The 25,838-nt window shown below is 67.1% G+C and carries 27 protein-coding genes; 8 read left to right on the forward strand and 19 right to left on the reverse strand.

Annotated elements, in window-relative coordinates; all coding sequences use genetic code 11:
• The first annotated feature begins 58 nt into the window (after positions 1–58).
• Genes C8K14_RS05025 through C8K14_RS05035 form a run of 3 tightly spaced genes read left to right on the forward strand, consistent with a single transcriptional unit; the run spans position 59 to position 6,872 of the window.
• Positions 59–3,472: a DUF2126 domain-containing protein gene (locus C8K14_RS05025; RefSeq protein ID WP_107715903.1), complete on the forward strand. Its 3,414-nt coding sequence runs from the start codon at positions 59–61 to the stop codon at positions 3,470–3,472.
• Positions 3,473–3,477: 5 nt separating this feature from the next.
• Complete coding sequence (locus tag C8K14_RS05030; RefSeq protein ID WP_107715904.1) at positions 3,478–5,982, forward strand: circularly permuted type 2 ATP-grasp protein; 2,505 nt, start codon at positions 3,478–3,480, stop codon at positions 5,980–5,982.
• Positions 5,979–6,872 (forward strand): transglutaminase family protein, encoded by an 894-nt coding sequence (locus C8K14_RS05035; protein WP_107715905.1) that lies wholly within the window; start codon positions 5,979–5,981, stop codon positions 6,870–6,872. The genes C8K14_RS05030 and C8K14_RS05035 overlap by 4 nt, the downstream gene beginning before the upstream one ends.
• A 9-nt stretch (positions 6,873–6,881) precedes the next feature.
• Here C8K14_RS05035 and leuD read toward each other — a convergent pair whose 3' ends face one another.
• From leuD to C8K14_RS05060, 5 genes are all read right to left on the reverse strand, one after another.
• Positions 6,882–7,484 (reverse strand): 3-isopropylmalate dehydratase small subunit, encoded by a 603-nt coding sequence (leuD, locus tag C8K14_RS05040; RefSeq protein WP_107715906.1) that lies wholly within the window; start codon positions 7,482–7,484, stop codon positions 6,882–6,884.
• 100 nt (positions 7,485–7,584) lie between these two features.
• On the reverse strand, positions 7,585–7,749 hold the full coding sequence (locus tag C8K14_RS05045) for a hypothetical protein (RefSeq protein ID WP_022677102.1): 165 nt from the start codon (positions 7,747–7,749) through the stop codon (positions 7,585–7,587).
• 57 nt (positions 7,750–7,806) lie between these two features.
• The gene (locus C8K14_RS05050; protein WP_022677103.1) at positions 7,807–8,307 is read right to left on the reverse strand and encodes a DNA-deoxyinosine glycosylase; all 501 of its coding nucleotides are present in this window, start codon (positions 8,305–8,307) and stop codon (positions 7,807–7,809) included.
• A gap of 10 nt (positions 8,308–8,317) precedes the next feature.
• Positions 8,318–9,748 (reverse strand): 3-isopropylmalate dehydratase large subunit, encoded by a 1,431-nt coding sequence (gene leuC, locus C8K14_RS05055; RefSeq protein WP_107715907.1) that lies wholly within the window; start codon positions 9,746–9,748, stop codon positions 8,318–8,320.
• 148 nt (positions 9,749–9,896) lie between these two features.
• On the reverse strand, positions 9,897–10,289 hold the full coding sequence (locus tag C8K14_RS05060) for a hypothetical protein (RefSeq protein WP_062786276.1): 393 nt from the start codon (positions 10,287–10,289) through the stop codon (positions 9,897–9,899).
• A gap of 216 nt (positions 10,290–10,505) precedes the next feature.
• On the opposite strand from C8K14_RS05060, the gene C8K14_RS05065 reads away from it, so the two are divergent.
• A complete protein-coding gene (locus tag C8K14_RS05065; protein ID WP_054130629.1) occupies positions 10,506–11,021 on the forward strand; it encodes a sterol desaturase family protein in 516 nt (171 codons plus the stop codon).
• 56 nt (positions 11,022–11,077) lie between these two features.
• Here the strand turns inward: C8K14_RS05065 and C8K14_RS05070 are convergent, their stop codons facing one another.
• The 10 genes from C8K14_RS05070 to C8K14_RS05115 all read right to left on the reverse strand — a co-directional run bounded on the left by C8K14_RS05070 (position 11,078) and on the right by C8K14_RS05115 (position 15,597).
• Positions 11,078–11,875, reverse strand: coding sequence for an MOSC domain-containing protein (locus tag C8K14_RS05070; protein ID WP_107715908.1), 798 nt, complete (start codon positions 11,873–11,875; stop codon positions 11,078–11,080).
• An 8-nt stretch (positions 11,876–11,883) separates the two neighbouring features.
• Positions 11,884–12,237, reverse strand: a complete 354-nt coding sequence (locus C8K14_RS05075; RefSeq protein WP_107715909.1) for a YbaN family protein — start codon at positions 12,235–12,237, stop codon at positions 11,884–11,886.
• A gap of 8 nt (positions 12,238–12,245) precedes the next feature.
• Positions 12,246–12,659, reverse strand: coding sequence for a SufE family protein (locus tag C8K14_RS05080; protein WP_022677109.1), 414 nt, complete (start codon positions 12,657–12,659; stop codon positions 12,246–12,248).
• A gap of 305 nt (positions 12,660–12,964) precedes the next feature.
• Positions 12,965–13,204 (reverse strand): hypothetical protein, encoded by a 240-nt coding sequence (locus tag C8K14_RS05085; protein ID WP_022677110.1) that lies wholly within the window; start codon positions 13,202–13,204, stop codon positions 12,965–12,967.
• Between the two features lie 67 nt (positions 13,205–13,271).
• Complete coding sequence (locus tag C8K14_RS05090; protein WP_022677111.1) at positions 13,272–13,526, reverse strand: hypothetical protein; 255 nt, start codon at positions 13,524–13,526, stop codon at positions 13,272–13,274.
• Complete coding sequence (locus tag C8K14_RS05095; RefSeq protein ID WP_022677112.1) at positions 13,523–13,828, reverse strand: hypothetical protein; 306 nt, start codon at positions 13,826–13,828, stop codon at positions 13,523–13,525. The genes C8K14_RS05090 and C8K14_RS05095 overlap by 4 nt, the downstream gene beginning before the upstream one ends.
• 50 nt (positions 13,829–13,878) lie before the next feature.
• Positions 13,879–14,256 (reverse strand): envelope stress response membrane protein PspC, encoded by a 378-nt coding sequence (pspC, locus tag C8K14_RS05100; RefSeq protein WP_062786270.1) that lies wholly within the window; start codon positions 14,254–14,256, stop codon positions 13,879–13,881.
• Complete coding sequence (gene pspB, locus C8K14_RS05105; protein WP_022677114.1) at positions 14,253–14,564, reverse strand: envelope stress response membrane protein PspB; 312 nt, start codon at positions 14,562–14,564, stop codon at positions 14,253–14,255. Before pspB ends, pspC begins: the two co-directional genes overlap by 4 nt.
• Before the next feature lie 5 nt (positions 14,565–14,569).
• Positions 14,570–15,313, reverse strand: coding sequence for a phage shock protein PspA (gene pspA / locus C8K14_RS05110; RefSeq protein ID WP_231627549.1), 744 nt, complete (start codon positions 15,311–15,313; stop codon positions 14,570–14,572).
• 83 nt (positions 15,314–15,396) lie between these two features.
• Positions 15,397–15,597 carry a hypothetical protein gene (locus C8K14_RS05115; RefSeq protein WP_022677116.1) on the reverse strand — a complete coding sequence of 67 codons (201 nt, stop codon included), beginning with the start codon at positions 15,595–15,597 and terminating at the stop codon, positions 15,397–15,399.
• A gap of 149 nt (positions 15,598–15,746) precedes the next feature.
• Between C8K14_RS05115 and pspF the strand changes: the two genes are divergently transcribed.
• Complete coding sequence (gene pspF, locus C8K14_RS05120; RefSeq protein WP_107715910.1) at positions 15,747–16,778, forward strand: phage shock protein operon transcriptional activator; 1,032 nt, start codon at positions 15,747–15,749, stop codon at positions 16,776–16,778.
• A gap of 142 nt (positions 16,779–16,920) precedes the next feature.
• Complete coding sequence (recF, locus tag C8K14_RS05125; RefSeq protein ID WP_107715911.1) at positions 16,921–17,994, forward strand: DNA replication/repair protein RecF; 1,074 nt, start codon at positions 16,921–16,923, stop codon at positions 17,992–17,994.
• An 87-nt stretch (positions 17,995–18,081) separates the two neighbouring features.
• Here recF and C8K14_RS05130 read toward each other — a convergent pair whose 3' ends face one another.
• On the reverse strand, positions 18,082–18,825 hold the full coding sequence (locus tag C8K14_RS05130; RefSeq protein ID WP_107716019.1) for an arylesterase: 744 nt from the start codon (positions 18,823–18,825) through the stop codon (positions 18,082–18,084).
• Between the two features lie 89 nt (positions 18,826–18,914).
• On the opposite strand from C8K14_RS05130, the gene C8K14_RS05135 reads away from it, so the two are divergent.
• Positions 18,915–19,604, forward strand: a complete 690-nt coding sequence (locus tag C8K14_RS05135) for an ABC transporter ATP-binding protein (protein WP_107715912.1) — start codon at positions 18,915–18,917, stop codon at positions 19,602–19,604.
• Positions 19,601–22,174, forward strand: coding sequence for an ABC transporter permease (locus tag C8K14_RS05140; RefSeq protein WP_107715913.1), 2,574 nt, complete (start codon positions 19,601–19,603; stop codon positions 22,172–22,174). Before C8K14_RS05135 ends, C8K14_RS05140 begins: the two co-directional genes overlap by 4 nt.
• Here C8K14_RS05140 and C8K14_RS05145 read toward each other — a convergent pair whose 3' ends face one another.
• The 3 genes from C8K14_RS05145 to C8K14_RS05155 all read right to left on the reverse strand — a co-directional run bounded on the left by C8K14_RS05145 (position 22,175) and on the right by C8K14_RS05155 (position 25,828).
• Complete coding sequence (locus C8K14_RS05145) at positions 22,175–22,591, reverse strand: DUF805 domain-containing protein (protein ID WP_022677905.1); 417 nt, start codon at positions 22,589–22,591, stop codon at positions 22,175–22,177.
• A 20-nt stretch (positions 22,592–22,611) separates the two neighbouring features.
• Positions 22,612–23,037 carry a DUF805 domain-containing protein gene (locus tag C8K14_RS05150; RefSeq protein WP_054130640.1) on the reverse strand — a complete coding sequence of 142 codons (426 nt, stop codon included), beginning with the start codon at positions 23,035–23,037 and terminating at the stop codon, positions 22,612–22,614.
• 118 nt (positions 23,038–23,155) lie between these two features.
• Positions 23,156–25,828, reverse strand: a complete 2,673-nt coding sequence (locus C8K14_RS05155; RefSeq protein ID WP_107715914.1) for a TonB-dependent receptor — start codon at positions 25,826–25,828, stop codon at positions 23,156–23,158.
• Positions 25,829–25,838 lie beyond the last annotated feature (10 nt).

Below are 25,838 nucleotides of genomic sequence, written 5' to 3' on the forward strand. Positions count from 1 at the left end.
CGCGCGCCGTTCGATTGTGCGTTGCAGCGCAGCATGAATTGGGGCAACCTCCACAGCCATGATCAAGGCGGGCCTCCATCACCTCACGCGCTATTCCTATGCCAAGCCGGTTCGATTGGGGCCGCAGGTGATCCGATTGCGGCCCGCGGCGCATAGCCGCACCGCAGTGCCCAATTACTCCTTGAAGATCAGCCCGGCCAATCACTTCATCAACTGGCAGCAAGACCCCTACGGCAACTGGCTGGCCCGGATCGTTTTTCCCGATCCGATCGATCATTTCGAGATTGCCGTCGATCTTTTGGCCGATCTTGTCGTGATCAATCCGTTCGACTTCTTTGTTGAAGACTATGCAGAAACCTATCCCTTTGCCTATGCAGAGGAATTGCAGACAGACCTGGCCGCCTACCGCGAGATCGAGGCGCAGGGCCCGCTGTTCGAGGAAATCCTCACCCAGTTCACCGGGTACGAGGGCCGCACCATCGACTTCCTGGTGGCGATCAACCAGGCGGTGAACCAGCGCATCGGCTATGTCATCCGCATGGAACCGGGGGTGCAGGCGCCGGAAGAAACCCTGGACGTGGGCACTGGATCGTGCCGCGATTCCGCCTGGCTGCTGGTGCAGCTGCTGCGCCGCCTGGGCTTTGCCGCGCGCTTTGTCTCGGGCTATTCGATCCAGCTGACGCCCGATGTCGCGGCGGTGGATGGCCCGGCTGGCGTGCCGCAGGACGTGTGCGATCTCCACGCCTGGACCGAAGTCTATCTGCCCGGCGCCGGCTGGATCGGGCTGGATGCCACCTGGGGTCTGTTTGCCGGCGAAGGGCACATTCCGCTGTGCGCCACGCCGCATTATCGCACAGCCGCCCCGATCGAGGGCGTGGTGCTGGAGCCGGTTCATTCCGATTTCCATTTCGAGATGGAGGTTTCCCGCCTGGCCGAGGCGGTGCGCATCACCAAGCCGTTCACCGAGGCGCGCTGGGACGCGCTCGACGCGCTCGGCCAGCAGGTCGATGCCGATCTCGCCGCGCAAGACGTGCGCCTGACCATCGGCGGCGAGCCAACCTTCGTGGCCGACGGCGATTTCGAGGCACCGGAATGGAACAGCAGCGCGGTGGGGCCGACCAAGGCGTGGTATGCCGACCAGCTGATCCGCAAGCTGCGCGGCCATTTCGCGCCGGGATCGCTGCTGCACCATGGCCAGGGCAAGTGGTATCCGGGGGAAAGCCTGCCGCGCTGGGGCTATTCGATCTATTGGCGCAAGGATGGCGTGCCGATCTGGCGCGACGAGAACCTGATCGCGCCCGACCGGCCGACGCCCGATGCCATCGCCACAGTTGACGCCGATGACGCCGCGCTATTCCTGCGCGAAACCGCGACTGTGCTTGGCGTGGCGCCCGAAAACGTCGCCCCGGTTTATGAAGACGCGCTGGAATGGATCGTGCGCGAGGCCGAACTGCCCGAAAATACCGAGCCCACCGATCCCAAGCTGGACGATCCCGAAGTGCGCCAGCGCTTTGTCCGCACGTTCCAGCGCGGCTTGACCAAGCCGGTTGGCCATGTCCTGCCGATCCAGCGCCAGCAGCCATGGCAAGCGCGCCGCGCCCATGGGCTGCGGCAGTGGTATTCGGAAAAGTGGAAGCTGCGCCGCGGCGCCCTGTTTGCCGTGCCCGGCGACAGCGCGCTGGGCTATCGCCTGCCGCTCAATTCGCTGCCCCACGTGCCGCCGGCCGCTTATCCCTATATCCACCCGCGCGACACGGCCGAGCCGCGCGAACCCCTGGCCGATTTCCGCGCCCAGGCGATCGAGCGGGCGGTGCAAACCCGCGACGCCGCAACGCCAGACGCCATGTCGCACGAAGACCGCAGCCGCGAGGCGCGCGCCCAGGGCCATGACCTGCACAGCGCCAGCCCGGGCCGGCAGACCCGCGTGGAACAGACCATCGCCATCGAAGGCGCGGTGCGCACGGCTATCTCGGTAGAGCCCAAGGGCGATCACCTCTGCGTGTTCATCCCGCCGGTCGAAACGCTGGAAGACTATCTCGACCTGATCGCCAGCGTGGAGGCGGTGGCCGAGGAAACGCGCCTGCCGGTACGCATCGAAGGCTATCCCCCGCCACCCGATCCGCGCCTGATGGTGCTCAAGGTCACGCCCGATCCCGGCGTGATCGAGGTGAATATCCAGCCCGCCGCCTCCTGGGCCGAATCGGTAGAGATCACCGAAACGCTCTATCACTGCGCACGCGAGGTGGGGCTGACAGCCGACAAGTTCATGGTCGACGGACGCGCCATCGGCACCGGCGGGGGCAATCACATCGTGCTGGGTGGCCCCACGCTGCTCGACAGTCCGTTCATCCGCCGGCCCGACCTGCTCAAGTCGTTCGTGATCTATTGGCAGCGGCATCCCAGCCTCAGCTATCTGTTTTCGGGCATGTTCATCGGCCCCACCTGCCAGGCGCCGCGCATCGACGAGGCACGGCACGACGGGCTCTATGAACTGGAAATCGCGCTGGCCCAGGTGCCCGGCCCCGATCAGCCACAGCCGCTGGCCTGGGTGGTCGATCGCCTGTTCCGCAACCTGCTGGTCGACGTGACGGGCAACACCCACCGCACCGAAATCTGCATCGACAAGCTGTTTTCGCCCGATGGCCCCACCGGGCGGCTCGGCCTGGTGGAATTTCGCGGGTTCGAGATGCCGCCAGACGCGCGCATGTCGCTGGCCCAGCAACTGCTGCTGCGCGCGCTATGCGCCTGGTTCTGGCGCCAGCCGGTCGATGGCCCGCTGGTACGCTGGGGCACGCAGTTGCATGACAAGTTCATGCTGCCGCATTTCGTCTGGGCCGATTTCCTCGATGTGCTGGCTGATCTGCGCGGCGCGGGCTATGATTTCGATCCCGTGTGGTTCGAGGCGCAGCGTCAGTTCCGCTTTCCCGTGCACGGCGAAGTGGAAGGCGGGGGCGTGCACCTGGAAGTGAGCCACGCGCTGGAGCCGTGGAACGTGCTGGGCGAAACCGGCGCGATCGGCGGCACTGTGCGCTATGTCGACAGCTCGACCGAGCGGTTGCAGGTGCGCGCCAGCGGCCTGGTGCCGGGGCGCCATGTCATCACCTGCAACGGGCGCCGCGTGCCGCTCAACTTTACCGGCACGCCGGGAGAGGCCGTGGGCGGCGTGCGCTACAAGGCCTGGCTGCCGGCCAACTGCCTGCATCCCATGCTGGCGCCCCATGCCCCGCTGACTTTCGATATCTTCGATAGCTGGAACCAGCGTTCGCTGGGTGGCTGCGTCTATCATGTGGCGCATCCGGGCGGGCGCAATTACGATTCCGTACCGGTCAACGGCTATGAAGCCCAGGCGCGGCGCCAGGCGCGGTTCCAGGATCATGGCCATTCGCCTGGCCACCTGCCCGTGCCGCCGGCGGAAATGCCCGGGGAATTTCCCATGACGCTCGATCTGCGCCGCCCCGCCGGGCTGGCCTGAACCCCATGGCAGCCCAGACCTTGGCGGCCAAACCTGATCCCGGCGCGGCGCCGGGCCTGGCCGCCTATCCGGTGGATGTGGGGGCGGGCGATCTCTATCGCGATGCCGCCCCCGATGTGGCGCAGACCTGGCAACGCGCGGCGCAAAGCCTGCTGGCGCTGCGCGAAGAGGCTGGCGTGGCCGTGCAGGAACTGGTCGGCCGCCAAATCCTGGACCTGGGCATGTCGTTCCGCCTGACGGGTGAGGATGACGAGCGCGACTGGCCGCTTTCGCCCATGCCGCTGATCGTCGGCGCGCAGGAATGGGCCGAGGTGGAGCGCGGCCTGGTGCAGCGTGCGCGCCTGCTCGAAGCAGTGGTCGATGATATCTATGGCGAAGGGCGCCTGGTCGCCGATGGCCACCTGCCCGCTGCACTGATTGCTGGCAGCCGCTATTTCGCACGCTCGATGGTGGGCGTGGCGCCGCGCAGCGGGCCGCATATCCATGTCTATGCGGTCGATCTGGCGCGCGGGCCGCGCGGGCAGTGGCGCGTGCTGGGCGATCGGCTGCGGCTGGCCAACGGCATCGGCTATGCCCTGGAAAACCGCCTGGCGCTCTCGCGCGTCACCGGCGGGCTGCTCACCGACATGCGCGCGCGCCGCCTGGCGCAGTTCTTTTCCGATCTGCGCGGCGGCATTGCCCGCGAATGCCAGCGCGAAAACCCGCGCATCGCCCTGCTCACCCCCGGCCGCTTCAACCAGTCCTATCCCGAACAGGCACACCTGGCACGCTACCTCGGCTTTCCACTGGTGGAAGGGCGCGATCTGACGGTAAGCGACGATCGCGTCTATGTGCGCACCATCGCCGGGCCCAAGCGGGTGGATGCGGTGTGGCGCTGGATCGATACCAATGCGCTCGATCCGCTGCGCTTTGATGCGCGATCCGAGATCGGCGTGCCCGACCTGTTCGAGGCGCTGGACCGCGGCGGGTTGACGCTGGCCAATTGGCCCGGCGCCGAAGTGCTGGAAGCACCGGCCTTTGCCGCGTTCATGCCGCGCCTGTTCTCGGTGCTGCTGGGTGAAGCGCCGATCCTGCCCAATGTCGCCACCTGGTGGTGCGGCCAGCCGCGCGAGGCGCAGGACGTGGCCGCGCGCCTCGACCAGTTGATGATCACCCCCGCGTTCGGCGCCGGGGTGGAAGGCCTGCCCCATGGCCGCGCCGTAGCCGGGCGCAGCCTCGACAAGGCGCAGCGCGGCGCCCTGCTGGCGGCCATGGCACGCCGGCCGGTGGACTATTGCGGCCAGGAAATCGTCACCCTGTCGACCACGCCGGCGCTAATCGGCGAGGCATTCGTGCCGCGCGCCTTTACCGTCCGCGCGTTCGTGGCGCGCAATGCGGCGGGCGAGTGGACAGTGATGCCCGGCGGCTTTGCCCGGCTCTCCTCCTCGGGCGAAATGGTCAACACGATGATGGGCGAAGGCGATATTTCCGCCGATGTCTGCGTGGTGGATACCAAGGCCGATGCCGCTGCCGTCAACGCCACGCCCTCGGTGCTGGGCGCGCCGCCCCCGGTGCGGCGCGGTGGCGGCATCCTGGCAAGCCAGGCGGCCGACAACCTGTTCTGGTTCGGCCGCTATGTCGAGCGCGCCGAAGCCACGGTGCGGATCATCCGCGCGGTGCTGGGCAATTCGATCGAGGTGGATGCCGCCGCCGGCCACAGCCCCGAGGTGATCGCGCGGCTGGTTGATCTGATGGTAACCTGGGGCGCCCTCTCGCGCGAAGAGGCCGATTTGCCGATGCCCCAGGCCTGCGCCGCGGCGCTGTCAGACACGGCGATGAACGGCTCTGTCGGCGCGTTGTTTGCCGCGATCCGTGCCACGGCCCTCACCCTGCGCGATCGCTTCACCACCGATTTCTGGCGCATTGCCAGCCGCCCCCTGCCGCCGGTGGACGGCCATCGCGCCGGCGCGTTGCTGCGCACCGCGCGCGAGTTGATCGAGCGGCTTTCGGCGCTGTCGGGCCTGCTGGCGGAAAACTTCACGCTTGGCCCCTCGCGCCATTTCCTCGACATGGGCCGCCGCCTGGAACGCGCTGTGGCGCTGTGCCAGACGCTGCGCGCGCTGTCAGCCCGGATCGACACGCCAGAGGCGCTGGGCGTGCTACTCGATCTGTCGGACAGCCAGATTACCTATCGCGCGCGCTATCTTGCCGCGCCCAGCACGGCGCCGGTGCTCGATCTGCTGCTGCTCGATCCCACCAACCCGCGCTCCCTGGCGTTTCAGGCGCAGGCCCTGGTCAGCCATATCGAGGCGCTCCCGGCGCTGCGCGAAGACAACCTGCCCGAAGCCCCGCTGCTGGAAGCGCGCGCGATCCTGGCGCCGCTGTCCAGCCTGCCGGTAGAGGCCTGGAGCCTGGCGCGGCTGGCCGAGGTGGAACAGCGCCTGCTGACGCTGTCCGACACGATTTCCACCCGCTATTTCCTGCAGTTTGAAAAGTCTGGCGGCGGCGTCAGCAGCAGCTTGCTCGCATGATCTACGATATTCGCCACAAGACCAGCGTCGAATATGCCGCGCCCGTGCGGCTGGCCCGCTTCAACCTGCGCCTGCGCCCCGCGCCCTGGCCCACGCAATCCGTCAGCGATTTCCGCCTGGCGGTAGCGCCCGTGCCGTGGTCGATGGAGGAAGAAGCCGGGCCGTTCCTGGTCAACCGCAGCCGCCTGTTCATTCGCGAGCCGCTCGATGCGCTGGAAGTGGAAAGCAGCTTCCGCGTGGAAGTGCGCGCGCCCGATCCCGAACTGGCGCTGGCCAAGACACCCAGCGTGGCCGAGATCGGCGCGCGCGCGGCCGCCCATCGCGATCTTTCCGCGCTGGGCCCGGCAAGCTACATCTACCCCTCGTCGATGACCCCGCTTTCGCCCGAGATCGTGGGCTGGGCCGGCCCGATCCTGGCCGGCGCGCGCAGCGTGATGGATGCGGGGCTGGCCCTGATGCACGCCATCCACGATGAATTCACCTATGATGGCAGCGCCACGACGGCGGAAACCCCGCCGCTCGATGCCTTTCGCGCGCGCCATGGGGTGTGCCAGGATTTTGCCCACGTGATGATCGTGGCGGCGCGCGGCCACGGGCTGCCCGCAGCCTATGTCAGCGGCTATCTGCGCACTCTGCCCCCGCCGGGCCAGCCGCGCCTGGTCGGCGCCGATGCGACTCACGCCTGGGCCGCGCTGTGGTGTGGGGACGCGCTGGGCTGGGTGGGGTTTGATCCCACCAACGCGATGCTGGCCTCAACCGACCACGTGTTTACCGCGATGGGCCGCGACTATGCCGATGTCGCGCCGATGGACGGCGTGTTTCACGGCGGCGGCGGGCAGACCGTGGCGGTATCGGTGGACGTGGCGCCGGTGACAGAGCCGGTCGGCTGACGGCTTCGATCAGGCCGGAACGCCGGTGCCCTGTGCCAGGAACGGGCGGGCCTCGGCCACCTGGCCTTCGAATGCGCCGATCGCGTCGCTGCGTGCCAGGGTCAGGCCCACCTCGTCCAGCCCGTTGATCAGGCAGTGCTTGCGGAACGCGTCGATCTCGAACGTGAAGCGGTCCTGGAACGGCGTGGTTACGGACTGCGCATCAAGATCGATCGCGATCGGATCGGTCTGCGCCACTTCGAGCAGGCGATCGACCTGTTCCTGCGGCATCACCACGGTAAGGATGCCGTTCTTGAACGCGTTGCCGGAAAAGATATCGGAAAACGACGGCGCGATCACCGCCTTGATGCCCAGGTCAAGCAAGGCCCAGGCGGCATGTTCGCGGCTGGAACCACAGCCAAAGTTGTCGCCCGCGATCAGGATCGGCGCGCCCTTGAACGTCTCGCTGTCGAACAGGTTGTCCGTGTCTGCGCGCAGCGTTTCGAACGCGCCACGGCCGAGCCCCTCGCGACTGATCGTCTTGAGCCACTTGGCCGGGATGATCACGTCGGTGTCGATGTTCTTGCGGCCGAACGGAATGGCGCGGCCTTCGATGTGGTTTACCGGTTCCATACCCCCGCTATAGCCGCCGCCGCGCCCTGCGCAACGGCGGAAATAGCCTGTGCAGGCAGGAAACGATCAGCCCCACCTGCTGTCGTTCGGTCTTGGGGCCTCAATCGGTTTCGGGGGCATCGCCCAGCGGGGTCTTGTCGGCCACCTTCTGGGCGCGTTCCTTGCGGCGGTTGGTATAGAGCAGCGCCGCCGCCAGTGCCGCAGACCCGACGGCCGCCGCTCCTGCCAGGACAGCCGTTCCGGCCCAGTTTTCCTTCTTGGACACGCCTTCCTCCTTCTTATGGGCTGCAAGAATTGGCCCGCTTGCCGCACAATGCAACGCTCAATCGAGGAATTTCCGCAGAGAATTCCATTCCAGCTGCTTTTGCGCGAGTGTCACCGCACAATAGGCCGGGCTGCTTGACGGCAGTTGAATGAATGAAATTTCAGCAAGATCGGCCATTTGCGCACGGCCATGACGCGCCGCGGTCGCCCCGTTGAAGCCAATCGCACGCAAGGCTGGCAGGCGCGCGGCCAGTTGTGCCAGCGGTGCCAGTTGCGCCGCCTTGATCGCGGTATCGAGGCTGCCCCGGCGCGTGGCGCTGGCGACGGTGTCCCACAGGCCGATGCCCGTGCTGCGCAGCACATCCAGCCGCTCGGGATAATCCAGCGTGACCAGATCGCGCCCGATCACCCCACCCACCAGCCGCCAGAACTGGTTCTTGGGATGCGCGTAATACCGGCCAGCGGCCAGCGACGCCTCTCCCGGCAGGCTGCCGCAGACCAGCACGCGGGTCTGCGCATCGACTACCGGGGCAAAGGCGGATTTGCGCGAGTCGTTCAAACCGGTGCGGTCACACCAGCTCGCGCACGTCCGTCAACCGGCCGGTCACCGCTGCCGCAGCGGCCATGGCCGGGCTGACCAGGTGGGTGCGCGCGCCGGGGCCCTGGCGACCGACGAAATTGCGGTTCGAGGTAGAGGCGCAGCGCTCACCAGCCGGCACCTTGTCGGGGTTCATGCCCAGGCACGCCGAGCAGCCCGGCTCCCGCCATTCAAGGCCCGCGTCCTTGAAGATCACGTCCAGCCCTTCGTCCTCGGCCATGGCCTTGACCAGGCCCGATCCGGGCACGACGATCGCCCAGCGCACATTGTCGGCTTTCTTGCGGCCCTTGAGGATCGCGGCGGCGGCGCGCAGGTCTTCGATCCGGCTGTTGGTGCAGCTGCCAATGAAGACGTTCTGGATTTCCACCGTGTCGAGCGCAGTGCCCGGCGCCAGGCCCATGTATTCCAAAGACTTGCGCGCAGCATCCTGCTTCGACGGATCGGCAAAGCTTTCGGGCGCCGGCACCGTGGCGGTGATCGGCAGCACGTCTTCCGGGCTGGTGCCCCAGGTGACCGACGGCGCGATATCGGCCGCATCAATCACCACGACCTTGTCATACTGCGCGCCGGCATCGGTCGCCAGGCTCTTCCACCAGGCCAGGGCCTTTTCCCAATCGGCGCCCTTGGGCGCATAGGGGCGGCCCTTCACATAGGCGAAGGTCTTGTCATCGGGCGCGATCAGGCCGGCCCGTGCGCCATGCTCGATCGCCATGTTCGAGACCGTCAGGCGGCCTTCGATCGACAGGTCACGGATAACCTGGCCGGTATATTCGATGACATAGCCAGTGCCGCCCGCCGCACCGAGCACGCCGGTGATGTGCAGCACCACGTCCTTGGCCGAAACGCCCGGCGTGAGCGTGCCCTCGACGCGCACTTCCATGGTCTTGCTGCGCTTGAGCAGCAGGGTCTGCGTGGCGAGCACATGCTCCACTTCCGACGTGCCGATGCCAAATGCCAAGGCCCCAAGGCCACCATGGCAGGCGGTGTGGCTGTCACCGCACACGATCGTGGCGCCGGGCAGCGAAAAGCCCTGCTCTGGCCCGACGACGTGGACGATGCCCTGCGCCGCATCGGCATCGCCGATATAGCGGATGCCAAACTCGGGCGCGTTGCGCTCCAGCGCGGCGAGTTGCTGGGCGCTTTCGGGATCTGCGATGGGAATGCGATGGCCGGCCGCATCGCGGCGCGCGGTGGTGGGCAGGTTGTGATCGGGCACCGCCAACGTCAGATCGGGGCGGCGCACCTTGCGCCCGGCCATGCGAAGCGCTTCGAACGCCTGCGGGCTCGTCACTTCGTGAACGAGATGGCGGTCGATATAGATCAGGCTGGTGCCATCCTCGCGGTTTTCCACGACGTGGGCATCCCAGATCTTTTCGTAGAGCGTCTTGCCGGTGCTGGTCATGCAGTGCGGTTAAGCATCGCCCCCGCGCATTTCAAGCACCAAACGGCAAGAACACGCGGGGGCATGCGTCATTTTCTGTCTTAGCGGTGCCCTGGCATGGCCCAAACCGGGGTTCGGGAGGTGCCAAGGCGAGCCCGACTGGCGCCGATCACCAGCGATCGCGATCCCAGTCGGCACGTTCCATCCGCAGCTGCTGGCGGATCTGGTTGACCCGGCTGGCCAGCCAGCGCACTTCGTCGCGGCTCAGGCCATCGCGGGCATACATCTTGTACTGGCGCTGCACGACCATCGCCTGGCGGCGCAACGGCGCTGCTTCGCGCGGAGAGATGGTGCGGTTGCGCACAGCACGGTCGATGGCAAAGCGCAGCTGGCCGATATCCTGGCGGATCGCAGCGTCACGGCGCGGCGTCATCCAGCCGCCCATCGCCGGGCCAGGGCCGTGGTGCCAGCCACCGGGCGGCGGCGGCGCGGGCTGTGCCAGGGCCGGGGCAGCCAGGCCCACCGTGGCCGGAAGCAGCGCGGCGAGAATGAGCTTTTTCATGGGCTTTACTCCTTGCTTGTCAGCGGCGCCTGGCGATTGAGCGCCGGCGCCGTTTGATGATCATGGTGTGGCAAAGTGATCCTGAACCAAACGCGATCCGCGCGTTCGGGTTTCAGCAAGGATGGCGGGGTGCGCTTGATAACTTGCCCAACGCCCCCAGCCCTGCCCGATAAAACGCATCGCCGCCGCGCGCGCATTGCGCTATGGGCGCTGGCCATGGATATCCTGCTTGCCATCATGATCGTGCTGGGCGCTGCTGCCACCATGGAACTGGTCGCCTGGTCCAGCCACAAATACATCATGCACGGCTTTGGCTGGGCGTGGCACCGTGATCACCACGAACCGCACGATGGTTTCCTGGAAAAGAACGATCTCTATGCCGTGGTCGGCGCGGCCATTTCGATTTCGATGTTCGCGGTTGGCAGCCCCGTGGTGCTGGGCGCGCATGCCTGGTGGCCGGGCACCTGGATCGGCATGGGCGTGCTGGTCTATGGCCTGATCTATACCTTCATCCACGATGGCCTGGTGCACCAGCGCTGGTTCCGCTGGGTGCCCAAGCGCGGCTATGCCAAGCGGCTGGTCCAGGCGCACAAGCTGCACCATGCCACGATCGGCAAGGAAGGCGGGGTCAGCTTCGGCTTTGTCGTCGCGCGCGATCCCGTAGTGCTCAAGCGCGAATTGCGCGAACAGCGCGCCGCCGGCATCGCCGTGCTGCGCGAAGCGGTCGAGTAAGAGATTCTCCCCGCATGGCGGGGAGGTGGCAGGCCGCAGGCCTGACGGAGGGGCGTTCAGCCCAGCTCCACCACATCCCCCACGGCCAGATCGGCGGCGCCATCGGGAATGGCATTCATGCCGAACACCGGCTGGCGCTGCCACACCCGCCCCATGCGACGCAGCGTGGCCAGCGGCTCGCGGTCATGGCTTTCGCCAGTGTCAGGGTCTTGCGTGGTGATCACGCAGTGCGTGCAGGGCTTGACCAGCCGCAGGGTGAGCGCGCCGATGCGCAAGCTGGTCCAGCCTTCTTCGGCAAAGGCCGCAGGCGCCCCGGCAATCACCAGGTTGGGGCGAAAGCGCGCCATGGCGATCGGCGCGGGCAACTGCGCATTGAGCGCATCGAGCGATTCCTGCGTGGTGACCAGCAGCGGAAAGCCATCGGCAAAGCCCACGGCGTCACCCGGCTGACCATAGCGCGGATCGACCGGGCGGATCACGTCATCGCCCATGTGGAAAAGGTGAACCGGCTGGCCCAGCCGCGCTGAAAGCCACGCGTCGGCCTCGGCGCCAGCGGGGGTGGCTGCCAGGCTGTCTCCCCACACCTTGACCGCGCGGCGCTCGGCCGTGGTCGGCATCGCCACCTTTACCGATGGCGCAGCCGCATGGTGCAGCGTCACGCCGCCATCGGCCTGCGGCAAGGCGCGCAGCAAGGCCATCGCCGGCAGTTCGCGGCGGGTAAGGAAGTGCCCCTGCGGATTGACGATCATCCAGCGCCGATCACCCGCCACGCCCTGCGCGGTAATCGTGGCGCGCTCCAGCGCCTCTCCCCCCAGGGACTTGACCGGATAGCGATGAATGGCGGCAAGCTGCATGCGATGTCCTATTCGGCGCGGGTCCAGATCCAGGTGCCGCTCAAGACCATGACCGCTGCCGGGATCAGCACCCAGGGCCAGCCGGCGGTGAACGCGGTTATCCCCACGCTCAGCGCCATGGTGGCGAGCGCGGCCTTCTTGGCGCGGCGGGGGATGGCGCGCCGGGTGCGCCATTCCCGCAAGGGCGGGCCCCACTTGGGATGATCGAGCAGGCGCTGCTCCCACGCGGGGTTGCCGCGCGCAAAGCAGAACACTGCCAGCAGCAGGAACGGCACCGTGGGCAGCAGCGGCAGGAACGCGCCCACCGTGCCCAGCCCGACAAAGAACAGGCCCGCAGCCGTCCAGAGATGGCGGCGGACCATGCCCGCCGTCAGCCCGCTGCAGCCAGGCGCGCGGCGTGGCCCTGCACCAGCGCGATCATGTTGGGCAGGCCCTGCGTGCGGTTGGACGAAAGCTGGTTCTTGAGATTGAACGGCGCCAGCGCCTCGGCAATGTCCATGCCTGCCACCTCGGCAGCGGGCCGGTCCTGCACGGCGGCCAGGACCAGGGCAATGATGCCCTTAGTGATCGCCGCGTTGCTATCGGCCAGGAAATGCAGGGCGCCGCCCTCCCCCTCGGTGGGATAGACCCATACCGCTGCCGAGCAGCCACGCACCAGCGTGGCATCGGTTTTCAGCGCATCGGGCATCGGCTCAAGCTCTCGCCCAAGGTCGATCAGCAGGCGATAGCGTTCATCGCCATCGCTGAACTCGTACTCTTCGAGAATGTCGGCAAGGGTGCGCATAGGCTGGGCCTTAGGCGGCGTGGACAAATTCCGCAATGCCACGGTTGCCCTGCAAGAGGCCCTGGCGAGGCGCGAGGCCGCAGGAAGAGTGGGCCTCTTTCAAGGCGGAGCAACGCTGCCAGGGCCTCTTGCAGGGCAACCCCTCCGGGGCTGGACCAAAAACCGCCATTTCCGCGTCGGCTCGTCGCGCAATATTCCCGATATTCCGCTTCCTCGCCTCCTTGAACTGGCGGTTTTTGCTTCCAGCCGTGGCACTGCGGAATTTGTCCACGCCGCCTAATGCGGGAACCAGCCCACCTCAAGCCTCAACGATCGCGCAGGGATTCGATTTCGCGGGCAAGGTCGGTCGAGCCGCGCTGATCGGTCAGGATGCGCTCCAGCACCTCAACCCGGCTGCGCAGCGCAGCCACTTCGCGCGCGAGGGCGGCATTTTCCGCCGCATCGGCGATGGGATAGGTATCCTGTTGGGCGCAGTGGCGGCGGTGGCGCAGGCTGGCCCAGGCCAGGATCGCGACGATGGCAACAAGAGTGGCTCCAAAGCTCACGGGCAGGAAATCCTTGGCTGGACCGGGTAAATCGGGCGGGGGGAAAAGGGAGGGCGGGTAAACGCGATCAGTTGAACTGGGGCATGGCCGAAGCCTCGCGCCCCTGCATCATGCCTTCCAACACGCGCACGCGCTGTTCCAGACGGGCGGTCTGGGCGGCGTATTGCGCGGCCTGCTCGGCCGTGGCGCGGGTGGTGGCGATGATTTCCCGCTCGCGCTGATCCATCCGGCGCGACCAGGCCTGCGCCGCCATTACCAGGCCGACCAGCAAGGTGGCGAGGGTAGCAAAGGCCAGCAGGACGATGGCACCGGCGGCAGTCATTGCAGCTTGCCCGAAACCGGGGCGCGGGCGGCGCCGTCGTGCTGGCTGCCTTCGATGCGGTTGACATCGCGCAGGGCCTCGATCTGCAGCGCCACGTCATAGCCACCATCGGTGACAATGCGTTCCAATACGCGCACGCGATCTTCCAGCGCCTGGTTCTGGACGGCATATTGGGCGGCCTTTTCGGCCGTGGCGTTGGCCTGGATTTCCGCCATCCGCCGGCTGTGCCGGGTCCAGATCGCAAGGCCTGCGATCATGAACGGGGCAAGCGGGATAAGCAGGGCAAGTGTTCCGTGATCCATGGCAGCAGTCCCCTTCGAAGTGCCGGGATGGGATGGAATGGAATGGTGGTTTAGCGCAGGCTTTCGATTTCCTGGGCCAGGCGCGGATTGCTCGAGACGTAGAAGTGTTCGACTTCGGCCAGGCGGCGGTCGATGTCGCGCAACGAGGCGCGCACTTCGCGGGCCGAACGGGCGGGCGATTGGCGCACGCCCTGCCAGAACTTCTGCTCCTGCCGATCGGCATAGAGCGCGGCGGGCTTCTTTTCGGCCAGGAAACCCAGCGCGAGATAGATGATCGGCAGGAAGCCGAGCCCGCAGCAGGTGCCGACGATCAACGCCAGCCGCACCCACAGCACATCAACCCCGGTGTAATCGGCAATCCCGGCGCACACGCCCATGAACTTGCCGTTGACCTTGTCACGATAGAAACGGGTACGGGCAGCGCTCATTTCACGGTCCCCTTGGTTTGCGTCATCAGCCGATCGAGTTCCGACAGGTCGGCCTGGTGGTTGGCGCGCTCGGCTGCCAGGCTGGCCGGGCGGAATTGCGGATTTTCGCTGGCAACCAGGCGCTCCACCGTGTCCATCCGCTCTTCCAGGCGGCGCGCGACGCGATAAAGCTCTTCCAGCAGCTGCTCATCGCCGCTGGTCAGGGTTGCGGCGGTCTTCCACTTGGTCATGTAGTGCAGCACGATCCATGGCAGCGCGACGAACAGCGTTACCAGGGCAAAGAACGGCGTCAGGTCCATATCGCCCATGGTGATCAGCCCTCCTTGCCCATGGCGCGCTTCATCGCGGCCAGTTCCTCGTCGATCTTGTCCTGCCCGGCGAGGGCGGCAATCTCGTCGGCCAGGCTGGGCGTGCCGCTTTCAGCGATGCTCAGCGCATCGGCGCGGCCTTCAGCATAATCGACGCGGCGTTCGAGCTGGTCGAACCGCGACAGCGCCTCGTCCACGCGCTCGCTGGTCATCAACGCGCGCAGGCGCACGCGGTTTTCGGCGCTTTCCAGGCGGGCGGCGATGGCGGTCTGGCGGCTGCGGGCTTCGCGCAGGCGGGTCTGCAGCTTTTCGATGTCCTGTTCATAGGCGCGCATCGAATCATCGAGCACCGCCACTTCGCTGCGCAGCTGGTCGGCCATGTCGGCCGCCTTCTTGCGCTCCATCAGGGCAGCGCGGGCCAGATCCTCGCGGTCCTTCGACAGGGCGAGCTGGGCCTTGTCGGCCCAATCGGCCTGCAGGCGGTCAAGCTTGGCCACGTGGCGCAGCATTTCCTTCTGGTCGGCAATGGTCCGCGCGGCCGAGGCACGCACCTCGACCAGCGTCTCTTCCATTTCCAGGATGATCATGCGGATCATCTTGGCCGGATCGTCGGCCTTGTCCAACAGATCGTTGAAATTGGCGGCAATGATATCGCGCGTGCGCGAAAAGATGCCCATCAGGTTTGCTCCGTTGAAAAAAGGCCTTGCGGCGTTCGTATCACTTTGGCCGGTCCCCGACGAGGGCCGCATCCGCGCGGCCCGCAGCGCATCGTCAAAGCGCGAGGAGCCGCCGGAAGACTGCGGGCCTGCCGGCACGGGTTCGAGAATGGAATTCATGCCAGGCCCCCGGTGATCGCCGCGACCGAGCGGGTGATGCCGGTGTGGCCAGCCGACGCGGCGTGGACGCTGTGGCCCAGGCCGGGCAGTTCCGGCATATGGTTGGCCAGGACCACTGCATTCATCGCCAGCATCGCGGCAATGCTGACCAGGGCGGCGCGGCCAAGACGGGTGGAGAAGAACGGGGCGGTGGTCATCGGGGTTACTCCAAAGCGGTTGTCCTGTGTTCAGCAAGGCCCGTGCCAATTTTGAAAAGTGGCTGATTTTCGCCGTTTTTCGAAAATTCTCCGCCGCGCAGAATGGCGCATCTTGCCCGCACTTGGGAAAATATGCCAAATGTTGGGCCATGGATCGCGAAGTTCAGTTCATCGGCCAATCCAGCGCCTTTCTCGACGCGGTCGAGCGGGCCAGCCGCGCCGCGCCGATGCGCCGCCCGGTGCTGGTGATCGGTGAACGCGGCACCGGCAAGGAACTGATCGCCGAACGCCTGCACCGCCTGTCCACACGCTGGCAGGAACCGCTGGTGACGATGAACTGCGCCGCCCTGCCCGAAACCCTGATCGAGGCGGAGCTCTTCGGGCACGAGGCCGGCGCCTTTACCGGCGCCACCCGCGCGCGCGTCGGCCGCTTTGAAGAGGCGGACAAAGGCACGCTGTTCCTGGACGAGTTGGGCACGCTGTCGATGGGCGCGCAGGAACGCCTGCTCCGCGCCGTGGAATATGGCGAGGTGACGCGCATCGGCGCCAGCCGGCCGATCCGCGTGGACGTGCGCATCGTCGCCGCCACTAACGAGGATCTGCCCAGGATGGCGGCACAGGGCCGCTTTCGCCCCGACCTGCTCGATCGCCTCAGCTTCGAAGTGATCACCCTGCCCCCGCTGCGCGTGCGCGAAGGCGACGTGGCCGTGCTGGCCGAGTATTTCGGCCGACGCATGGCGGCCGAACTGCAATGGGATGCCTGGCCGGGCTTTGCTGCCCACGCGCAGCAGCAGTTGGAAACCCACGCCTGGCCCGGCAACGTGCGCGAATTGCGCAACGTGGTGGAACGCGCGGTCTATCGCTGGGACGATCCCGACCGCCCGATTGCGCATGTGCAGTTCGATCCGTTTGAAAGCCCGTGGAAACCCGCCGCCTTGATGGCCCCGGCAACCACCGATGCCTGCACCACGGTGATGCAGCACGCGGCCAGCCCCGCCGATTTCGACACGATCCAGGATCTGCGCGCCGCGGTGGATTCCCACGAACGCGCCATCCTGGAGCATCACCTGGGCCGCAACCGCTATAACCAGCGGCAGACCGCCAAGGCGCTGGGCGTAACCTATGACCAGTTGCGCCACTGCCTGAAAAAGCACGGGTTGCTGGAGCGTGGGCAGGGATGATGTCTGCAGGTGTTGTTTCAGGTTTCCACCACCCCCAACCACCTCCTCTGAAGAAGAGGGGACTTTTTGATGCGGTTCTCCTCCTCCTCTTCAGAGGAGGGGGTCGGGGGGTGGTGGAAGCCAAGCGCCCCCCGCAAACCCCATGGCGCTAACCCGCCTGACCCTGCGCGATTTTCGCAACCATGCGGCCACCCGGCTTGATGGCATGGCGCGCTTCAACGTGCTGGTGGGGGAAAACGGCGCGGGCAAGACCAACGTGCTCGAAGCGCTGTCGCTGCTGGCGCCGGGCCGGGGCCTGCGCCGTGCCCAGCCGGCCGAAATGGCCGCGCGCCATGGTGACGGCAGCTTTGCCGTAGCGGCCGAGATGGAGGAGGGCGAACTTGTGCTGGGCACCCACACCCAGCCCGCTGCGCCTGGCCGCCGCCTGGTCAAGGTCAACGGCGCACAGGCACCGGCGGCGCGGTTGGCGGAATGGCTCTCGCTCACCTGGCTGACCCCGGCGATGGACCGGCTGTTTGCCGAAAGCGCAGGCAACCGCCGCCGTTTCCTCGATCGGCTGGTGCTGGCGCGCCTGCCCGGCCATGCCCAGACCAGCGCCCGCTATGAAAACGGCCTGCGCGAACGCAACCGCCTGCTGGCAGACGACCGCGAACCCGATCCCGCCTGGCTCGACGCGCTGGAAACACAGCTTGCGCAGACCGGCGCAGCGATCGTCGCGGCGCGGGCAAGCCTGGTGGCCGATCTTGGCGCCGTGCTGGAAACCGTTCCCGAACAGCCTTTTGCCCGGCCGTCGCTGGCCTATGCCAGCGAAACCCCGGCCGATGAAGAGGCCCTGCGCAGCGCCTTGCGCCAGGGCCGCCGACGCGATCGCGCGGCCGGGCGCACGCTGATCGGCCCACACCGCGACGATCTTGCCGTGCGCCTGGCCACCAAGGATGCCCCTGCGGCCGATTGTTCCACCGGAGAGCAGAAGGCGATGCTGATCGCCATCGTGCTGGCCCATGCCGAACTCACCGCCGGACCGCGCCCGCGCCTGCTGCTGCTCGATGAAATCGCCGCCCATCTCGATCCGCTGCGCCGCGCCGCGCTCTATGAACGGCTCGCTGCCTCGGGCGCGCAAGTGTGGATGACTGGCACCGAAGCGGCGCCCTTTGCCGAAATCGCCGGTGAAGCGGCGATGTGGCAGGTCCACGATGGAGCGGCAGTGCGGGATTGATCCCAACCAGCAATACCCACGTCACCTCGGGCTTGACCCGGGGTCCCGCTTTTCCTTGGCGCGTCACGAAAACAGCGGGACCCCGGGTCAAGCCCGGGGTGACGGGTTATTTTGGTGCAAGGCCTTGGCCAGGGCCTGGGCCACGGCTGGCTGGGTGGCGGTAACGATCACATCCACCCCTTGCGCATTCGGGTGCATGTGATCGGGCAGTTGCAGCGCCGGCCGGGCAATGATCGGTTGCAGGAAGAACGGCACCAGCGCGGCATCATACTTTTTCGCCAGAGACGGCCAAATCGGGTTAAACGCGGCCACGTAATCCGCCCCCATGTTGGGCGCGGCGAGCATGCCGGTGAGCATCACGGGAATGCCGCGCCGCTTGAGTTCCGCGAGGATCGCATCGAGGTTGGCGCGGGTCTGTGCGGGCGGCAGGCCGCGCAGCATGTCGTTGCCGCCCAGGCCGACCATCACCAGCGCCGGCTTGCGCGGCTGGTTGTCCAGCGTGAAGGCCAGCCGCTGCCGCGCCGCCGCCGTGGTATCGCCCGAAACGCCGGCATTGATCACCCGCGCCTTGACCCCCGCGGCATTGAGCGCCGCCTGCAACCGCGCCGGATAGCTTTGCCCCTGGTCCAGCTGGTATCCGGCATAGAGGCTGTCCCCAAATGCCAGGATCACCGGCGCGTCCGCCGGCACGGGGGCGGGCGCTGCTGCGCCAGCGGCGGTCGTCGCATCCCGCGTTTCCAGCGCATCGGGCGCCTTGTCGCGCGAACAGCCGGTCAGCGACAGCGCAGCCAGGGCAGCAAGAACCGGAACAGCATAAACAGGCGCGCGCATCGGGTTTCCCATAAAGACAGGTGCTGCCCCCATGTCGTTGGTGGAATGGCCGGTTGCAAGATGCTTGCCGTCTATGCCACTCCCGCGCGGTGACCAGCCCTGCCCCGCTCATTTCCGCCCGCGCACTCACCCTTTCCCTTGGCCGTGACGCCGCCCGTGTCGATATTCTCAAGGGTTTGGACCTTGCTGTGATGGCCGGGGAAACCGTGGCCCTGCTGGGGCCATCGGGCTCGGGCAAGTCATCCCTGCTGGCCGTGCTTGCGGGGTTGGAACGCGCCAGCGGCGGCGTACTGTCTGTGGCCGGCGCGGATTTTTCCACGCTCGATGAAGATGGCCTTGCCACCGCGCGGCGTGGGCGCATCGGCATCGTGCTCCAGGCGTTTCACCTGCTGCCAACGATGACCGCGCGCGAGAATGTCGCCACGCCGATGGAACTGGCCGGCATGGCCGATGCCATGCAGCGGGCCGAAGCGGAACTGGCCGCCGTGGGCCTGGCCCACCGGCTCGATCACTATCCCGGCCAGCTTTCGGGCGGAGAGCAGCAGCGCGTGGCGATTGCCCGCGCGCTGGCCCCGCGCCCGGTGCTGCTGTTTGCCGATGAGCCGACCGGCAACCTCGATACCGCGACCGGCACCGCCGTGGCCGATCTGCTGTTCGATCGCGCGCGCCAGGCCGGGGCAACCTTGCTGATGGTCACGCACGATGAAGCGCTGGCCCAGCGCTGTGGCCGCATCCTGCGCCTGGCCGATGGCCGCATCGTGGCGGATGAAACCCGATGACCGCCACGGCGCTGGCCGGCGACACCCAAAAGCGAGGCCTGGGCTGGGGCACGGCCTGGACACTGGCCCGGCGTGGGCTGGACTGGAAATTCCGGGGCTTGCGCCTGCTGGTCGTCTGCCTGGTGCTGGGCGTGGCGGCACTGGCCGCGATCGGCACACTGACCGATGCGGTGCGCGGCGAACTCGATCAACGCGGCCAGGCGATGCTGGGCGGCGATGTGGAAGTGGAACTGGCCGGGCGCCAGGCCTTTGCCCCGGAACAGGCGGCCTTTGCCCGCGCCGGCACGCTCTCGATCGGGGCGCGCATGCGGGCCATGGCCACCGTGCCCGACAGCGATGGCACTGCCGTGCCGATCGAACTCAAGGCAGTGGACGGCGCCTGGCCGCTCTATGGCCGTTTCACCCTGGCCGATGGCCGCGCGGTGGGCGCGCCCGACGCCACAACCGCTTGGATCGCGCCGGGCGTGGCGCAGCGGCTGAACGTGTCCACTGGCCAGCCCTTGAACATCGGCCAGGCCACATTCCGCATCGGCGGGGTGATCGCGGACGAGCCCGATCGCCTGGGCGAGGGTTTTGGCCTGGGCCCCACGGTGATCATCAGCCGCGCCGGGCTGGATGCCACCGATCTGGTTCAGCCCGGCGCCATGGTGCGCTGGAAATACCGCCTGCGCCTGCAGCCCACCGCCCAGCCGCAGGCCGTAGCCGACGCGCTGACGCGCCAGTTCCCCAATGCCGGGCTGGAACTGCGCACGCGTGACAAGGCCTCGCCCGGGCTCGATCGCTTTGTTTCGCGCATGGGGCAATTCCTGGCGCTGGTGGCGCTGGCCGCCTTGCTGATTGCCGGCATCGGCATCGGCAATGGCGTGGCCTCCTACCTCGAGGCGCGGCGCGGGGCGATCGCCACGCTCAAGATCCTCGGCGCTACCGGGGCTGACATTGCGCGGATCTATCTTCTGCAACTGGGCCTGGCCACGCTGCTGGCAATCGGCCTTGGCCTGGCGCTGGGGGTGGCGGCCACCCCGCTGATCGGCTTGGCACTGAAAGATCTTTTGCCGATCCCCGCCGGCCTGGTACTGGCGCCCGGTGCGCTCGCCCTGGCCGCGCTGCAGGGCGCGCTGATTGCCGCCACCTTTGCCGCCCCGCCGCTGCTGCGCGCCCGTGCCGTGCCGGCCATGGCGCTGATGCGCGGCCGCCTGGTGCCCCCGCGCGACGGCTGGCGTAGCCGCGCGCTCGCCATGGGCATTGGCCTCGCCACGATTGCCGCCATTGCGGTGGCTGGGGCAGAGCAGCCCTGGCTGGCCGCCGGTTTCCTGGCGGCGGCGGGCGGCGTGTTGGCCCTGCTGGCGGCGCTGGGCTGGGCATTGGTGTGGCTCGCCGCCCGCCTGCCGCGTCCGCGCCACCCGATCGCGCGGATGGCTCTGGCCAACCTGCACCGCCCCGGCGCGCAGACCGGGGCACTGGTCACCGCGCTGGGCTTTGGCATGGCGGCGTTCGTGCTGCTCGCCGGGGTGCAGACCAGCCTTGACGCCAACATCGCCGCCCGCGTGCCGCAACAGGCGCCCGACTATTTCGTGCTCGACGTGCCGCCCGCCGGCCTGCCCGCTTTTGAACGCGTGGTGCGCGGCGCGGCGCCTGCTGCGCGCATCCGCACCGTGCCGGCGATGCGCGGCACGATCGTGGCGTTCGGCCCGGCCGATCACATGATCCGCGTTGCCGATCTGGTGCGCATTCCCGATGATGCCTGGGCGCTGCGCGGTGATCGCGGGCTGACCTTTGCCGATGCCCTGCCCGAGGGCAACGTCCTGACCGCCGGGCGTTGGTGGCCGGCCGGCTATCGCGGCGAACCGCTGGTATCAGTGGATGAAAAGCTGGCGCAGGCCATCCACCTCAAGCTGGGCGACATCATCACGGTGTCGCTGCTGGGGGTGGAACGCAGCGCGCGCGTCGCCTCGTTCCGGCGGATCGACTGGGACAGCTATGGCTTCAACTATGTCCTGGTGTTCAGCCCCAATGCCTTGGCCGATGCCCCCTATAATCTTGCCGCCACGATCGAACTGGGCAAGGCGCAGGGCAATCCGGCCGTGTCGCGCGCGATCCTGTCAGGCCTGGTGCGCGCCCTGCCGTCCAGCTCGGTGATAGAGGTGGGCCCGGTGCTGGCGCAGGCGCGCAGCCTGTTGGGGCAGATGGCCGTGGCGATCTTTGCCGCCGCCAGCGTGGCGATCCTGGCTGGGATGGCGGTGCTGGCCGGCGCCATCGCTGCCGCGCGGGCGCAACGGCACTATGACGCGGTGGTGCTGCGCGTGCTGGGCGCCGGATCGGGCCAGTTGCTGGTGCTGGTGCTGGCCGAACAGGCCTTGCTGGCCGTGCTGCTGGCCGGGGTAGCGCTGGGGCTCGGCACCGCAGGCGCCTGGGCCGTGGTGACGCAGCTGTTCGATTTTGCCTGGCTGCCCGGCTGGGGCACGATCCTGGCCGTGCTGGGTGGCGCGCTGGCCGTGGTCATGGCCATGGCGCTGGGCGGGTCGCTCGGCGTGTTGCGCACGCGGCCCGCCCAGGCGCTCAGGGAATTGTGATTACTGGAAAACGTCGGCTTCGTAGGGGTTCTTGGGGTCAGAGCCATAGCGGTTGGAGCCGCGCGTGCCGTCCAGGCACATGAACACCAACAGCGCGAACCAGCCCAGGATCGGCAGGAAGATCAACAGAAACCACCAGCCCGAACGATCGATATCGTGCAGGCGCCGCACCGACACCGCCAGGCTGGGGATGAAGTTGAACAGCGCGAACAGCCCAGACAAGGCATCACCCACGCCGTTGAGCTGGGTGCTGACCCCGGTATACCAGCCCATTGTGGTATAGGTGGTGCGGCCGAACACGATGGTCAGCGCCAGGTTCACCAGCAGGCCAAACAGCGTGAACATCCAGTATTCCTTGCGGCGCGATCGGCCAGCGAACTGGAAATAGCGGCGATAGGGCAACAGCATCCAATTCATGCGCAGTTCTCCTGGCGGTTTCAGCCAAACACGTCGGTCAGATCGCGGTTCTTGGGATCGGCACCATAGCGGTTGGGCCCGGGCGTGCCGGGCAGGAACATCATCACGAAAACGATCAGCCCGCCAACGTAAGGCACGAAGCTGATCAGGTAGAGCCACCCCGTGCGGTCCTGGTCATGAAAGCGGCGAATACACACCGCCATATGCGCCCACGCCCAGACCAGCACCAGGATCGCCATCCCGGAGATGGCAACGATATCCCAGCGGTTTGTTTCCGGTGCAGCGGCTTTGTCCCAAAGATGCACCGGCATGAACACGCTGAAGAAAAGCAGGAACACTGCGATCCCCGACAGCACCAGCGAGAAGAACTCCCGCCGTCGCGAGCGCCCGCGAAACTCGAACATGCGCCTGTAGGGCAGGATCAGCCAGTACACGAATACCCCCATCGCTCACCGGCCGATGCCGGTTGGTCGCCATGGGCAAACAGCCAGAAAAATATCGACATGACAAGAAAAAGGGGGCCGCCAGGCAGCCCCCTTGCAAGTCTTGCGCTTCGCGTCCGGGTTAGAAGCGATAACGCACCGATGCACCATAGGTGCGCGGCTGGTTGGTGTAACCCGAAATAGCCAGAGGCTGGGCCACCGAATCGAAAACCTTGGTCAGTGTGCGGTTGTTGGTCAGGTTGCGCGCCCACAGCGTAAATTCGGTGCGGGCGCCGGGGGTCAGGCCCAGCGCGGCATTCACTTCGTCGATGCGCCGCTTGTATTGCGCCGACGCGGCGATCGCGGCGGCCGTGCCCAGATCAAGGAAACCGGGCAGCCCCTCTTCCGTGATCACCGGGCTTTCATGATGGAAATCACCGCGCACGAACAGGCGCGCGTTGTGGCCCAGACGGTGCTCGTATTGCCCAGCAATGGTGAACGACAGCGCCGGAATGCCGGCCGGCCGCCGGCCAGACAGATCGCCTACGGCCGACATCGTGAAATCCTGGTACAGCGGATCGAGCCAGGTCGCGCTGCCCGAAAGCGTCAGGCCCGGCGTCGGGCGCAGCACGGTTTCCACCTCCACCCCGCGCACGCGCTCCTTGCCGGCGTTGACCAGCGCAAAACCGGTGCCGGTAAAGACGTTGGACTGAAAGCCGCTGATGGTCTGGTCGAACACGGCGATATTGGCCGTGGCCAGCCCCCATTGCGCCTTGAGGCCCAGCTCATAAACGGTGGTGCGTTCCGGCCCGGCAAAGCGGGTGGCATAGGTCTGGTTGACCTGGGCCAGGCCGGCGGCCTCCAACGCGGCCTGATCGGCCGGAAACGGGCGGCTGTCGCGCGAAAGGTTGATCGAGCTGGCCTTGAACCCGGTAGCGACGCTGGCATAGGCGTGCACATGCCGGTTGAGCATGACCGTGGCACGCGCTGTCCAGGTCAGTCGCTGGTCATGCGTGCGGCCCGGCTCCACCGCATTGGGCACGTTCACATAGGGCGGGAACAGCTGCAGGCGGCGCAGGGCGCCAAGCGGATTGGCCGCCGGGTTGTTGGCATTGGCCGCAGCGCGCCCCAGCACGGCGGCATAGCCCTGGGGATCGGCCTGGGCAAAGGCCGCGATCGCCGCCGGGCTCTGCGGGTTGACGCCACGCGCGCGAAAACCGGCCGCGGCCAGCAGTTGCTGCCGGAACGGGGCATAGGCGCGACCGTCAAGGTCCACGCCGGCAAAAGCGTCGGTGGTTTCGCCGACGATCGCATAGCGCTTGGTATCGCTGGTAAAGGCAGCACCCGCCGTCAGCGTGAGCGCGCCACCGAGCTTGAGATCGCCTTGGAAAAATGCCGAGAACGCCTCGTTACGCAGGCGATAGCGTTCGTTGGAACCCTGCCCGCTGGCAAAGAAGCGGCCGGCATAGCGGGCGGGATCGCCGTCCAGGCCGCCCAGCACCTGCTCCAGCAACGGCACGCTCAATGCTCCGGCACTCGCCCCCTGCACCAGCAGGTTGGCATAGGCGCGCATGTCCCGGCCAAAGGCGATGGCATTGCGCTGGTCCAGCGCCTCGTTGAAGTAATAGACCCCGGCGAGCGCGTTGAACGGCCCGGGCAGGTCGGTCGCCAGGCGCAGTTCCTCGGTAAAGGTCGACAGCGTCAGGTCTTGGGCATTGCGCGCCAGCATCTGACCGCTGGTGAAATCGGAATCCTGGTTGGTGGCCGAGGTCAGCCGCCGCCACGCCGAAATCGCCGTCAGCTTGAACCGGCTGGCCTTATAGTCGAGCTGACCGGAAAAGCCGTAGTTGGCGATGCGGTTGGTCGAATCGAAATTCCACCAGGCCTGATCGGCATAGATCGCATCGGGCGCATTGACCTTGCCGCCGATCGCCAAGACCGCCTGGGTCGCGGCAGAGGACTGGACATTGACCGGCGCGCAGCACACCTCGTCGATCAGGCCGTAATCGCCGATCACCCGCAGCGACAGATCATCGCCGGGCTGCCACAGCGCCTGGCCGCGCACGAACCAGCGGTTGCGGCCGTTGCTGCGCTGGCCGCTATCGGGATCGACGATAAAGCCGTCGCGCCGGTTGCGCCCGGCCGCCACGCTCACCGCCAGGGTATCGGTCAAGGGACCAGTGACCAAACCCTTGAACACCTGGGCGTTATAGTTGCCATAGCTCGCCTCGAAATCCGCGCCGGGCGTGAACTGCGGCAGGCGCGTAATGATCGAGATGACCCCGGCCGACGCGTTTTTGCCGAACAGCGTGGATTGCGGGCCGCGCAAGACCTCTACCTGGTCCACATCGGGCAGATCGGCAATCTGCGCTGCCGTGCGCGAGCGATAGACGCCATCGACGAATACCCCGACCGAGGGTTCGATTCCGCTGTTGTTGGCGCCGTTGCCAAAGCCACGGATGTAGATGTTGACGTTGGCCGGGCTCTGCAACTGCTGCATCGACAGCGAGGGCACCAGGCTGGTCAGGTCTTTCAGATCGCGGATCTGTGCCCGCGCGATGGCCTCGCCGCTGGCCACGCTGACCGCCACCGGCACGTCTTCCAGGCTGGCCGCACGCTTGGTCGCGGTGACGACGATAGTGCCATCTGCCTCCTCGCCGCTTGCGGCCACCTCGGCCGGGCCATCGCCGGCAGCATGGGCGGTGGGCGCGATGGCTAGGCCAAGCGGCAGCGAAGCGGCCGTAATCAGCAGCTTGCGGTTTACCGCAAGCCGGCGCCGCCGTGCATCCTCGTTGTGTTCGCCCCGACCCTGCATGTCTTGTGGT

Origin of the sequence: Novosphingobium sp. GV079 (genome assembly GCF_003058045.1) — a bacterium.
GTDB classification, from domain to species: domain Bacteria; phylum Pseudomonadota; class Alphaproteobacteria; order Sphingomonadales; family Sphingomonadaceae; genus Novosphingobium; species Novosphingobium capsulatum.